The organism is Sphingobium sp. WCS2017Hpa-17, assembly GCF_031843765.1.
Classification (GTDB): Bacteria; Pseudomonadota; Alphaproteobacteria; order Sphingomonadales; family Sphingomonadaceae; genus Sphingobium.
This window is the reverse complement of record NZ_JAVTIV010000025.1, coordinates 22,598-35,316: the sequence shown is the minus strand read 5'-3', so window position 1 is coordinate 35,316 and position 12,719 is coordinate 22,598. Positions and strand designations below refer to the sequence as shown.

Annotated in this window: 10 protein-coding genes and 1 riboswitch; of the genes, 6 read left to right on the top strand and 4 right to left on the bottom strand. The window is 64.4% G+C overall.

Annotated features, from left to right (window positions below; translation table 11 throughout):
* From RQH62_RS21780 to RQH62_RS21765, 4 genes are read left to right on the top strand one after another with little or no spacing between them, the layout of a single operon-like run.
* Entirely contained in the window at positions 1 to 759 is a 759-nt protein-coding gene (locus RQH62_RS21780; protein WP_311270749.1) for a nuclear transport factor 2 family protein, read from the top strand.
* A 5-nt stretch (positions 760 to 764) separates the two neighbouring features.
* Positions 765 to 2,192, top strand: a complete 1,428-nt coding sequence (locus RQH62_RS21775) for an NAD-dependent succinate-semialdehyde dehydrogenase (RefSeq protein ID WP_311270748.1) — start codon at positions 765 to 767, stop codon at positions 2,190 to 2,192.
* Positions 2,193 to 2,195: 3 nt separating this feature from the next.
* Positions 2,196 to 3,251 carry an amidohydrolase family protein gene (locus RQH62_RS21770; protein WP_311270747.1) on the top strand — a complete coding sequence of 352 codons (1,056 nt, stop codon included), beginning with the start codon at positions 2,196 to 2,198 and terminating at the stop codon, positions 3,249 to 3,251.
* A complete protein-coding gene (locus tag RQH62_RS21765; RefSeq protein ID WP_311270746.1) occupies positions 3,248 to 4,852 on the top strand; it encodes an MFS transporter in 1,605 nt (534 codons plus the stop codon). Before RQH62_RS21770 ends, RQH62_RS21765 begins: the two co-directional genes overlap by 4 nt.
* On the opposite strand, the gene pnuC is transcribed toward RQH62_RS21765, so the two are convergent.
* Genes pnuC through RQH62_RS21750 form a run of 3 tightly spaced genes read right to left on the bottom strand, consistent with a single transcriptional unit; the run spans position 4,849 to position 8,822 of the window.
* Entirely contained in the window at positions 4,849 to 5,415 is a 567-nt protein-coding gene (gene pnuC, locus RQH62_RS21760; RefSeq protein WP_311270745.1) for a nicotinamide riboside transporter PnuC, read from the bottom strand. The genes RQH62_RS21765 and pnuC overlap by 4 nt on opposite strands.
* Positions 5,415 to 6,524, bottom strand: coding sequence for a phosphotransferase (locus RQH62_RS21755; RefSeq protein WP_311270744.1), 1,110 nt, complete (start codon positions 6,522 to 6,524; stop codon positions 5,415 to 5,417). The genes pnuC and RQH62_RS21755 overlap by 1 nt, the downstream gene beginning before the upstream one ends.
* A gap of 3 nt (positions 6,525 to 6,527) precedes the next feature.
* Positions 6,528 to 8,822: a TonB-dependent receptor domain-containing protein gene (locus RQH62_RS21750; RefSeq protein WP_311270743.1), complete on the bottom strand. Its 2,295-nt coding sequence runs from the start codon at positions 8,820 to 8,822 to the stop codon at positions 6,528 to 6,530.
* A 34-nt stretch (positions 8,823 to 8,856) separates the two neighbouring features.
* A riboswitch (TPP riboswitch) is annotated at positions 8,857 to 8,967 on the bottom strand.
* A 146-nt stretch (positions 8,968 to 9,113) separates the two neighbouring features.
* On the opposite strand from RQH62_RS21750, the gene RQH62_RS21745 reads away from it, so the two are divergent.
* Together RQH62_RS21745 and RQH62_RS21740 are read left to right on the top strand one after the other, a co-directional pair.
* Positions 9,114 to 9,515, top strand: a complete 402-nt coding sequence (locus tag RQH62_RS21745) for a lysozyme inhibitor LprI family protein (RefSeq protein WP_311270742.1) — start codon at positions 9,114 to 9,116, stop codon at positions 9,513 to 9,515.
* 1 nt (position 9,516) lies between these two features.
* Positions 9,517 to 10,059: a hypothetical protein gene (locus RQH62_RS21740; RefSeq protein WP_311270741.1), complete on the top strand. Its 543-nt coding sequence runs from the start codon at positions 9,517 to 9,519 to the stop codon at positions 10,057 to 10,059.
* A 3-nt stretch (positions 10,060 to 10,062) separates the two neighbouring features.
* On the opposite strand, the gene RQH62_RS21735 is transcribed toward RQH62_RS21740, so the two are convergent.
* Positions 10,063 to 12,423, bottom strand: a complete 2,361-nt coding sequence (locus RQH62_RS21735) for a DUF3772 domain-containing protein (protein ID WP_311270740.1) — start codon at positions 12,421 to 12,423, stop codon at positions 10,063 to 10,065.
* Positions 12,424 to 12,719 lie beyond the last annotated feature (296 nt).

The window sequence follows — 12,719 nt, the reverse complement described above, 5'->3', positions numbered from 1 at the left end:
ATGTCCGACACTGATCGCATCGCCCATCTGGAAAAGACCGTCACCGACCTTTCGATCCGGCTGCAACGGCGGGAGGATGAACTGGACGTCCGCAAGCTCCAGCATCTCTACGGCTATCTGATCGACAAATGCCTTTATAACGAGACGGCCGACCTGTTCACCGAGGATGGCGAAGTGCGTTTCTTCGGCGGCGTGTGGCGCGGCCAGGCGGGCATCCGCCGCCTCTATGTCGAGCGGTTCCAGGCGCGCTTCACCCATGGCACGAATGGGCCGATCGACGGCTTCCTGCTGGATCATCCGCAATTGCAGGATATCGTCGATATCGCTCCCGACGGCGTCACCGCCCATGCCCGCGCCCGATCCATGATGCAGGCCGGCCGGCACAAGGACTATACCGATCCGTCCAACCCCATGCTGGGAGCCCGCCAATGGTGGGAAGGCGGCATTTACGAGAACACCTACAAGAAAGTCGACGGCATCTGGCGCATCCAGATCCTGAACTATATGCCGCAATGGCATGCCGATTTCGACAAGGGCTGGGCCAACACGCCGGCCGAATATGTGCCCTTCCCCAAGATCACCTATCCCGAAGACCCGACCGGTCCGGACGAACTGATCACCGATCACTGGCTGTGGCCGACGCACAAGCTGGTGCCGTTTCACATGCCGCATCCGGTGACGGGCAAGGAAATCGTCGCCGAACGCTGGCAGGGCGATATCGACCGCGAGACGGCGGCGCGCGAAGCGGTGAGCGCATAAGCGCCATGGCCTATCCCGACCTCTATCTGATGATCGACGGCCAACGGCTGTCGGGCGGAGGGCGACGCACTCACAAGGTCGTCAACCCCGCCACCGGCGCGGCGCTGGCCGAGTTGCCGCTCGCCGACGCGGCGGATCTGGACGCAGCGCTGGCGGCGGCGCAGCGTGGCTTCCGCCGCTGGCGCGACTCCACGCCGCAGGAGCGCGCCGCCGTGCTGCAAGGCGCGGCGCGATTGATGGTCGAGCGGCAGGAGGAACTGGCCCGCATCGCCACGCTGGAACAGGGCAAGACGCTAGCCGAAGCGCGCATCGAAGTGATGATGAATGTCGGCCTGTTCAACTTCTATGCCGGGGAGGTGTTTCGGCTTTACGGCCGGGCGCTGGTGCGCCCGGCCGGCCAGCGATCGACGGTGACGAAGGAGCCGGTCGGCCCGGTCGCGGCCTTCGCGCCGTGGAATTTCCCGCTCGGCAATCCCGGCCGCAAACTGGGTGCACCGATCGCGGCGGGCTGTTCGGTGATATTGAAGGCGGCGGAAGAAACGCCGGCCAGCGCGCTCGCCGTGCTGCAATGCCTGCTCGATGCCGGCCTTCCCGGCGATGTGGCGCAGGCGGTGTTCGGCGTGCCGGATGAAGTGTCGCGCCATCTGCTGGGATCGCCCATCATCCGCAAGATGAGCTTCACCGGCTCCACTATGGTCGGCAAGCATCTGGCGAAACTGGCGGCGGAGGATTGCAAGCGCACGACGATGGAACTGGGCGGCCATGGCCCGGTGCTGGTCTTTGCCGACGCCGACATCGACAAGGCGCTCGATACGGTGGTCGCGGGCAAATATCGCAATGCCGGACAGGTGTGCGTATCGCCGACCCGCTTCATCGTGGAAGCACAGGTGCATGATCGCTTCCTTGCCGGCTTTATCGAGCGCGCGAAGAAGGTGGTGGTCGGCGATGGATCGGCGCCCGGCAGCATCATGGGGCCAATGGCCAATGCCCGGCGGCTCGACGCGATGGGCCGGCTGATCGGGGACGCGGTGGCGAAAGGTGCCCGTCTGGAAACCGGTGGCGAACGGATCGGTAACGAGGGCTATTTCTACGCGCCCACGGTTTTGTCCGGTACTCCGCTGGACGCCGCCATCATGAATGAAGAGCCGTTCGGGCCTGTCGCGCTGATCAACGCCTATGCCGATGAATCCGCCATGATCGCGGAAGCCAATCGCCTGCCCTATGGGCTGGCCGCTTATGCCTGGACCAGCGACGTCGCACGGCAGCGCCGGGTGTCCCGCGAAATAGAGGCCGGCATGGTCGGCATCAACACCGCGATGATCGGCGGATCGGACTCGCCCTTTGGCGGGATTAAATGGTCGGGTCATGGCGCGGAGGATGGGCCGGAGGGCATCGACGCCTGCCTCGTCACCAAAGCCATACATGAAGGATAAGCGATGACGCATGACCTGAAAACCGGCGGCGATCGCGGATACCTGCGCATCGCCACCGAAGAGGCGTTTGCCACGCGCGAGCAGATCGACGCCTATCTGCGCATGGTGCGCGATGGGACGGCGGACCGGGGCATGGTGTCGCTCTGGGGCTTCTACGCGCAATCGCCGTCGGAGCGGGCGACCCAGATTATCGACCGGCTGCTCGACCTTGGCGACCGGCGGCTGGCGGACATGGATGCGACCGGCATCGACGTGGCGATCCTGTCGCTGACATCGCCGGGGGTGCAGCCTTTGCTGGATATCGCCGAAGCCAAGGCGATGGTGCGCCGCGCCAACGATCATCTGGCCGATCGTTGCGCCGCCTATCCCACCCGTTTCGTCGGCATGACCTCGATCGCACCGCTCGACCCGGACTGGTCCGCCGCCGAAATCCGGCGCGGCGCGCGCGACCTCGGCTTCAAGGGCGTGATGGTGAACAGCCATAGCCAGGGCGAATATCTGGACGATCCCAAATTCGACACGATCTTCCGCGCGCTCGCCGATACCGACCAGCCGCTCTATATCCATCCCTCGACCCCGCCCGACGCGATGATCGGACCGATGCTGGAGGCGGGGCTGGACGGCGCCATCTTCGGCTTTGGCGTGGAAACGGGGATGCATCTGCTCCGCCTCATCACCATCGGCATTTTCGATCGCTATCCGGATCTCCAGATCATCGTCGGCCATATGGGGGAGGCTTTGCCCTATTGGCTCTATCGGCTCGATTATATGCATCAGGCCGGCGTGCGGTCGCAGCGCTACGAACGGATGAAGCCGCTCAACAAATCCATCCATGACTATATGCGATCGAACGTCTGCGTCACCACCAGCGGCATGGCATGGGCGCCGGCGATCCAGTTCGCGCAATCCGTGCTGGGGGAGGATCGGGTCATGTATGCGATGGACTATCCCTATCAATATGTGGCGGACGAGGTGCGGACCCATGACCTGCTGGACATGTCCGACACCGCCAAGCGCAAGCTGATGCAGAGCAATGCCGAGCGTGTGTTCCGCCTGTGAGAAGCACCGTCCCCCCACGCAGTACCGCTTATTATGCGCTCGCGCTGGTCGCCGGCACGAACCTCGTCAGCCTGCTCGACCGCAACATCCTCGCCATTCTCGCGCCGGCGATCAAAGCGGATCTGAAGATCGGCGACGCGGAGATGGGGCTGCTCTATGGCACCGTCTTCGCGCTCTTCTACGCGCTCTTTTCCCTGCCGCTGGGACGGTTGGCAGACGGGTGGATACGCACGAAGCTACTCGCCATCACCATCGGCTTCTGGTCGCTGGCGACCGGTGGAGCGGCCTTTGCCACCGGCTTCTTCACGCTGATGCTCTCACGCCTGTGCGTGGGGATCGGTGAGGCTGCGTCGCAGCCGGCCGGCACCAGCCTGACCTATGATTATTTCCCACGTGAAAAGCGCGGCATGGTGATGGCGGTGATGGCCGCCGCGATCGCCATCGGCCTTGGCGGGTCGCTGATCATCGGCGGCGTCGCGGCGCAATGGTGGGATGCGCGCTATGTAGCAGGCGCGGCACCGCTGGGCCTGAAGGGCTGGCAGTTCGCCTTCGCCGTCGCAGCAACGCCCGGCTTCCTCATCGCTTTCCTGATGAGCCGGCTTGCCGAGCCGCAGCGCGGCGCGATCGACGGCATCCCGACCCCGCCCGATCCCCATCCCTTCCGCGCTAGCCTATCCGTGCTGTGTGCGGTGACGCCGGGATTTCACTGGCTGAGCCTTGCGCAGGCGCGCGCCAGTGGGCGCGACTGGCTCCGTAACCTTGGCGCACTGCTGGCGATCGTCATCGCCGTGATAGTGGCGATCCGCTGGGCCGAAGCCTTTTCGCCGCGCCCGCCACTAATGCTGGGCGGGGTGGCGATCAGCCCGCATGCCGTGCAATGGAGCGTCATCGGCTTCGGTGCCTTCGTCATCATCAATCTGATGCATAATCTCAAAGGGCGCGATCCGGTCGCCTTTGCGCTCATCACTCGCAATCCCTCGCTGCTGCTGTGCATCGCGGCAGGGTCGCTACAGGGCGTCATCAACTATGGCGTGATGGGCTTCACACCCTCCTTCCTGATGAAAAGCTATGGCCTGTCGCCCGCCGATACGGGGATGCAGTTCGGCCTGCTCTCCGCAGCGCTGGGCGTGGTCGGTCCGCTGCTGGCAGGCCCCTTGTCCGACCGGATCGGCGCGCATCGCCTGTCGCGCCGCGTCTGGGTGGCGCTGTTCGCCATGGGCCTGTCGCCGCTGATCGCCTTGTGGGTCTATCGCGCGGGGGATGCCAGCGGTTTCTACATGCGCTTCACCCTCTACAGCCTGATCCTGACCATGTGGATGCCGCCGCTTTACGCCGTGCTGTTCGAACAGGTGTTGCCGCGCATGCGCGGCCTGACCGTCAGCCTCTATATCGTGGTGTCGACCATCTTTGGCCTGGGCATCGGCCCCTATGCGGTGGGGATGATCAGCGATGCGCGCGGCGGCGACCTGGCCGCCGCGATCCTGTCGATCAACTGGGTGGCGCCGCCGCTGGTGCTGCTGCTGCTGATCCTGCTGTGGCGGGTGGAGCGCGACCATGCCGGCCTGCTTCCCCGCGCACGGGCGGCGGGGGAGGCAATCTAACGGTCCGGCACGGCGGAGATGCGCCGCCAGCGCTGATATCCCAACACCGCCAGCACGATCATTGCGGCATAAAGACCGGCGGTCAGCCACAAATTCTTGAAAGCGAACATGCCAACATAGACGATATCGACGACGATCCAGAGCAGCCAGCTGGCCGCATGGCGCCGCGCGGTCCAATATTGGGCGACCAGGCTGAAACTGCTGAGTGCTGCATCCATCCACGGCAGCGACGCATCGGTGAAGCGATGCATGATCCAGCCGATCGCGAGCGCGCCGACGGCACCTGTCGCGAGGCCGATGGCCGCCCGCGCGCGCGATAATGGAGCCACTACGACCTCCCCCGCCTCTTCGCGGCCCCGCGCCCAGACGATCCAGCCATAGAGGATCGCGAGGCCGAACAGCGCCTGTAATAGCATGTCGGCATAGAGGCGCACATCGAGGAAGATTTTGAAATAGAGCGCGCAAGCCAGCAGGTTGACCGGCCAGCATAGCATCTGCCGCTTGGCCGTGAGCCATATCCCAAGGAAGCTGACCGCGACGGCAATGATTTCCACTGTCGACATCAGGCCGGCGCCTCTTGTTTGAAGCGTCGCAGGAAATTCTGCCCCGCAGCGCACAAGAACCACTCGGCATGGCCGATCAGATACTCCTGCCAGGCGACGGTGGCCTGATCTGGATCGCCCACGATCCCGGCGAAATAGTCGATTTCCGACAAAGCAAATTCGACATGGACCAGCGGCAGCAGGTCAACGAGCGCGTTGATATCGACCGGTAGAACCGTGCGATAGCCATCCAGCATTGCGAGCGCCGCACCAACATCGCCGATTGCCGCCTCCTGCCCCAGATCCAGCCAGCGGAAGCCGGTGCGTTCGATCGCGGTGGCAAGGTCATGGAGCGCGCAGGTCCGTGTCGCCAGCCCGAAGTCGATGATGCTGGCGACCTGTCCTTCCGCCGTCCAGAGCAGGTTGGACGGATGCCAGTCATTATGGGTCCAGAGCGGCGGCTGGTCCGGCACCTCTTTGCCCAGCGCCACGAACAGGCGCACCAGTTCCTGCCGCCAGTTCTTGTCCGCCAGCCAGCCGGCCAGGGCCGGGCGGGCAGCGATATAAGCCTCTGCCGCCGCCAGCGGATCGCGCGCGGGCAGGATGGTGAAACTGGCGATCAAGGCATGATCGCCCCGCGCGAGCGCCGCGTAACCCTGCGCCGCCCGATGCAGCCGCGCCAGCGCCATCCCCGCTTCCCGCGCATGACCCGGCGTCAAGAACGGCGTCCAGGACTGACGGTCGCGATACAGGTCGATGCCCGGCGCGGCGCGATGCAGTTCATAGGTCCATGCGCCCAGCGCGATCGCGCCCGCTCCGTCGTCCGCCGCCACGACCTGCGGCGCCGACAGCCCGCCCGCGCGCAGATGCGCCATGAACTCCTGTTCCTCTGACAGCGCGTCAGGGGTCCGCAGTCTCTGATGATGGCGCTTCAGGAAATGGATGCCCCGATCCGTCTCGACCAGCGCCGCCGCCGAGAAAGGACGCGGCGAATGCCAGTTGAGGTCGATCAACCGGCCCGCCGCCGGAAACCGAGCCAGCACAGTCTGCGCCTCCGCCCATGTGATGGCGGGCCATGTCGGCGCCTCCAGCGCCGTCCCCATGCCATGCACGAGATGCCCGCCACTCATGGATCAGAAGGCCCGCGACAGTGTCGCCACGAAGGCGCGTCCGCTGCCGATATAATAACTGGGCGCCGATCCCGCGATCAGCGTGCCGTTGCGACCGATCGTATCGCGCGCATTGCTGCTGATCGCGTATACACCCGACAGGACGCGCGGGTTGGTGACGTTGATCGCATTGAGGCGCAGATCCATGGCGTTCGCGTCGATCAGCCCGGCCAGATGCACGCCGATCGCCAGGTCCAGCGTGGCATAGCCCTTGATGCTCTCGTCATTCATGAAAGTCGCATATTGGCGCCCGACATATTTAAGCGCGCTGCTGCCGAACAGGCGACCATCATCATAGGTGCTGCCAAGGCCGAACTGGAAGCGCGGGGCCGATACAGCCCGCTTGCCCTTCGTCGGCAACAGGTCGCCGCCCACCAGCAGATCATCGTCCAGCCGCGTGTGCAGATATTCGCCCGATGCATAGAGGCTGAATCCCTTGAACGGGCGATAGTCGATTTCACCATCCAGGCCATAGCTGGTCTGGCTGCCGCCATTGATGGTCGAATTGACCAGCGCGCCGCCGCTATTGACCACCGTCGCGACCTGACGATTGCGGAAATGATAGTGGAAGGCGGTCAGCGAGAAGGACAGGCTGGGCCCGATATAGCGATAGCCCAGCTCCTGCGCGACGCTATATTCATTCTTGAGCGCTTCCGTGCCCTGACTGACCAGTTCGCCGCCATAATAGCTGTTGTAGAGCGCAAACTCGTTGGGCGTACGGAAATTGGTGGTGATATTGGCGAACAATTGCTGCCGATCGTCCAGTTGATAATGGACCGCCGCGCGCGGCAGGGCGGCGAAGCTGTCGACATGCACCTTCGACTGCGGCCCCGGCAGATAGTTGCGGCCGTTGCGCAGCAGGCTGACGCCCTTGAACCCGACATCCATGGTCAGACGTGGCGTGATCGCGATGCTATCCGCCAGAAAGAAGCCCTTGGTCACGGTGACGGTGCGCTGGTTCTCATAAGCGAGCAGCCGCCCATCGGCGGTGCGGATCGCCTTGTCCTGATAGCCCCAGGCATCGACCGGCCGCCCGTTCGTGTCGATCGAGGTATAGCTTTGCGTCACGCGGTCGGTGCCATAGTCGAACCACAGGCCAACGGTGATGCTGTGCATGCCCGCCTGCAAGGTGAACTTGCTGACATCGCCGACGCGCCTTTGCTTGCCGGTCCAGTTGCCGAGCACGGTCGCGATGCCATCCACCGCACCTGGCAGCGCGATCGGCTGCGTCAGTTCCTCGGTGCCAAGGAAATTGCCGGTGGTCGCCAGTTGGGTGCCATAGGGCGAATTGCCATGTCCCATCTGGAGATAGGCGCTGCTGTCGAAGGTCAGGCTGTCGCTCAGCCGGATATGTACTGGCGCGGCGAAATAAAGGTTGCGGAACGGCGCGCGATAGAGGCGCCAATAGCTGGTATCGCCGTCCGTGTAGCGCTCCGTGAAGTTGAAGCCGCGGCCGCTCGCCTGCCAGTCCGCCATGGTGGGGCTGGGATAGGTGGAGGTGATGGCGTCATTATAGGAGACGGCCAGGCTGGCGCGATTGCCCTCGCCCCATTCGTGCAACAGCTTCGCGTCGATATGCTGGCGCTTGTCATAGCCCGCCCCGCGCCAGTTATCCGCGCGGTTGTTGGAATAGGAAATGAACGCCTTGAGGCCGCTGTTGCCGATCTCTCCGGTATCGAACCGCAGGAAGGCACGCCGCTGGTCGTAAGAACCGACCGACAGATTGACCAGCCCGCCCATGGCCGCCTTGGGATCGTTCAGCGTCAGTGACAATGTGCCGCCCGCCGCCGCCACGACCGGCGCGTCGATGTCGGCCGCGCCCTGCGCCAGCGCGATCTGCCGCACATTTTCGGCGTCGGCGAATTGCGAGGGATAGGCATAATAATAGCCGATATCATTCTGCGGCGCACCTTCCAGCAACACGCCGATCTGGTCCTGCCCCAGACCGCGCAGCGTCAGGCTGGAGGTAGTGGACAGGCCATAGGGGTCGCTAGACGACACATTCGCGCCCGGCAGCAGGTTGACCAGTTGGAAGGCATTGAGTGTCGGCGCCTGCTTGCTGATGAAGGCTTCGGCGATCGAACTGACCGCCTTGGGCGCGCTCTGGTCGGGCAGCAGGCCCTGCGGATCGGGATAGCCGGTGACCTCTATGGTCGCGCGATCCTGTTCATCACCCTCTGCCGCCAGCGCGGCGGGTGCCGCAAATAGCAGCGCGGTCGCCAGCGCAACCCGTCCAATAAAAGCCGTATCAATCGTCATCGTTTCACGTCCACTCCACGCGGAGGGACTGACGAACGCGCCGCCTTGCCCTCCCTACGCCGGTAATCAACCGGATCAGGTTCAGCGGGTCGTGGTCTGCGGACCACCTCTCAGCCGCGCATAAGCGGCCCCCCGGGGATGCGCCCCTCTAGAGCGTGGAATGCGACCTGAAAAGTCTTATTGATGCGGCATGGTTCGGCCCGTCCGATGAAATCGCTGCAAAGCGATGGATTTCCCTGCAATATCCGCGATATGCTACCTGTCTGGCTCCATGAAGGGGATGAACCGTCCATGCGCTTTCTCACCGGCCTGTCGATAGGCCTTGCCACTATCGGCGCCCCCACCCTGCCCATTTCGGCCGCGACTCCGGCGTCCAGTTGCGACAAGCCCGGCACCGGATTCGACAGCGTCTATTGCGAGCGCCAAGTCTTCATGCAGGCGGATACCGAGCTGAACAGCATCTACGCCAAATTGCGCACCCATCTGTCCACGGCCGATCGCCTGACCTTGCGAGACGGACAGCGCGCCTGGATTCGCCAGCGTGACCGCCAGTGCAGCCTGAACGAGGAAGGCGGCGTGCGCGTCAATATCGGTTGTGCCCGCGACCAGACGATCCAGCGCACCAACTGGCTGAACGATCGCCTGCGCGAATGTGTCAGTTCAGGCTGCCGTTCGAGCAAATTGGGCGAATAGCGTGCTCCGCCGCCTGGGGCTGGTCGTCAGCTTGCTGTCCCTGTCAGCCTGTTGGAGCGGCCTGCCATTCTTCACGCCGGCCGACGCCGTTCCGACGATCCCGGACGGCCTCTATCGCATGGCAGAGACGGATGCCGGCGCGACGGAGGGAGAAACCATCCGCATCAGCCGCCAGCCGGACAACAGCCTGCGCGTCGAGGGCGGGGATCATCCGATGCGCGCGCTGACGGTCCCACTCGACAGCAGCCGCCCGGACCTGTTCATCCTGCAATTGCAGAAGCTGAACCCGGCCGATGCCGACCGCGCGCCCAAGGCGATGTACATGCTGCTCGATATGACCGGGCACACGCCCCGGATCGGTATCCTGCCCTGCGACGGGGAAACGGGGGCGCTCGTCACCCGGCAGGGCGGATCCGTCGCGCGCGATCCGCAATCCGCGGCCAGTTGCACCTTCCCCAGCCGCGCGTTGCTGCATCAGCAGATGCGGGCTGTCGCCGGCCACCCGCTGCACGACCGGATCATCCTGATGAAGGTCAGCGACTGAGCCTCAATCCGGGCGGACCATATTAATCAGTTCCATGCGCTGGGGTACCGTGCCGATCTCGATTCCTTCCTCGCGGAAGCGACGCAGCAGAACGGTGAGGACATTGCTGCGAGCACCATAGGCGGCACGCGGGCTGGCGACATGGGCGAAGCTGTTGAAGAAGATGCGGCCGTCCGCGATAGAATCGATGAATACCGAATAGGCCGGCTCCGCCAGCACGGCCGGTTCGTCGGCATAGGTCGCCAGCACGATCGCCCGCACCTTGTCCGCATCTGTTTCGATCGGCACAGAAAACTGGATTTGCATCCGGCCTAGCGGACTCGCCAGCGTCTTATTGAGCACCGTCTTGGTGATGAGTTCGGAATTGGGCACGATCAGGGTCGAATGATCCGGCAACTGGATCTCGGTCGATCGCACGCTGATCCGCTTCACATCGCCCTCATCCTGGCCGACGCGGACCAGATCGCCGATTTTGATTGGTCGTTCGGCGAGCAGGATTAGCCCCGACACGAAATTCTGCGTGATCGCCTGAAGGCCAAAGCCGATGCCGACCGACAGCGCCGACAGCAGGATGGCGATGCGCTCGATCCCGATGCCGAGTGACGCCAGCCCCCAGATCACCGCCAGCGCAATGCCGACATAGCGGGCGACCAGACTCACCGAATTGCGACCGCTGCCATCAAGGTCGGTGACCGGCAGATAGCGCCGCTCCAGCCAGCGCATGAAACCGCGCACCAGCGCCAGACCGATCAGCAGCACCACTATGCCGCGCAGGATCGCACCGGGCGAGATGGCGACGCCGCCGACCTCGAACCCCTGCGCCAGCGCACCAAGGCGGCTGAACAGACTGGCGACATTCCCCGCGCCAAAGGGCGACAACAGCATCGAGAACCCAAGCAGCAGCACCGCCAGCCGCAACAGCCCCGACAGCAGGACGCCGAACTGCTCGACCGCGCTGCCGCGCAGGCCAAGGCTGCGGACCAGCGCCATGCCAAAGCGGCTGGACCGGTCGAATATCGTCGTCGCCAGATCATCGATCGCCGCCATCAGCAGATAGACCGCCGAACCCAGCACCGTTGCCCAGCTCATCATCTGCAACAGGAAGAGGCTGAGGGTGAAATAGCCGAGCAGCAGGCAAACCGCAGCCACCGCGACCACGATCCATGCCACAAGGCTAATGAGACCGCTGACGCTTTCCTGACGCTCACCCTCTTCGCCATCCTCCTTGGCGGCGCGCAAATGCGCCACCGTGACCAGAACTGCGCTGACCAGCAGGATATGGAGCAGGGCGAAGGCCGCCTGAGTGGCTTCCTGCGCCGCCTTGCCCACGCCGGCCGACGCATTGAACTGCGCATAGAACACGCCGAGGAAGGCCAGCAGCGCTAGCAACAGGCTGTAGGGGCGCAACTTCGTCGCGCCATTATCGCTGATCGCCGCGATCCGCCAGGACGGGCGGCTGCGCATCAGCAGGGCGCCGAGCACGGAAAAGGTAAAGCCGCTAAAGGCACAACCGCCGACGAATGCGCCGAGCAATGGCTCCCACCGATCCGCGACCAGGCCGGACCAGCGCAATCCCTGCGCGATCGACAGGGCCGCCAGCAACGGCGCGAAAGTGCCGACCGCCACCCGCCACAGCGCGTAGGTGGAACGCCGGACCCGCCGTCCCGGCACGCCCTCGGTCAGCATCCGTTGCCCCATATGCCGCGCTGCGACCTGCCCCGGCCCGACGATCAGCAAGGCCAGCAGCAGACCCGCCAGCGCATGCCATGGCCGATGATCGCGCAGCGCCTCTGCGGCCTGCGTCCGGCCTGTCTCCAGAAAAGCCGTCACGCGCCGCATGTCGCGGGGGAAGGCATCGCCAAGCCCGGACCAGAAGCCGGGCGACAAGGGCGATGGCGAACGAGTCGATATTTTCTCGCTGAACTGCTCCGCCTCGCTCCGTTCGATCTCGTCGGCCAGTTGCTGCGCCTCGACACCGATCAGGTTGCCGCGCTTGATCGCCGAATCGATTGCGGACCGCTGCCGCGTCAGGGCCGCACGCTGCCGCTTGATGTCGGGTGCTTCGCTATTGCCCGCCGCAACGGTGCCCAGCCCCGTCAACTTGGCATCGAGCAGGGCCAGTTGGTCCTGCAAGTCGCCGGCGGCATCCGATGCAGTCGTCCTGGCCGCCAGTATTTTTGCCAGCAGCAGCTTGCGATCGCCGGCATCCATCCGCGTGTCGAGGCTCTGATCGACCGAGCGCACATCCTTTTCCGCCTGTGCCAGCCGGGTTGCCGGATCAGTCGCCGGGTCCGCCTGCGCCCCCGCCGGGCCAGCCAGACCAAGGCTCAGGGCCAGCAGCAGAACCACCATCAGGGCATGCATATGCCGTATCGGATCAATTGCCTGATCGTGTCGGAACAAGGACCACCCATTTTCTGCGCAAAACTGTGGCCCTCTCTATGGCCGGCGTGGGTTTAGGTCCACAGCGCGCAGGTATAAATCGGGTCAGGCGGGCGCGACACGACGCAAAAGCCTCTCCCTTCGCGGCATCGCGTCGTCAGCCGGCAGCCCCCTAGCCTGTACCACTTGCTGGTCGATCACGCCGAACGGACTATCCAGCATCTCCGTCCGCACCCGGTCGCCGAACCGCAGAAAGCGCGTTTCCAGTTTGCCGCCGG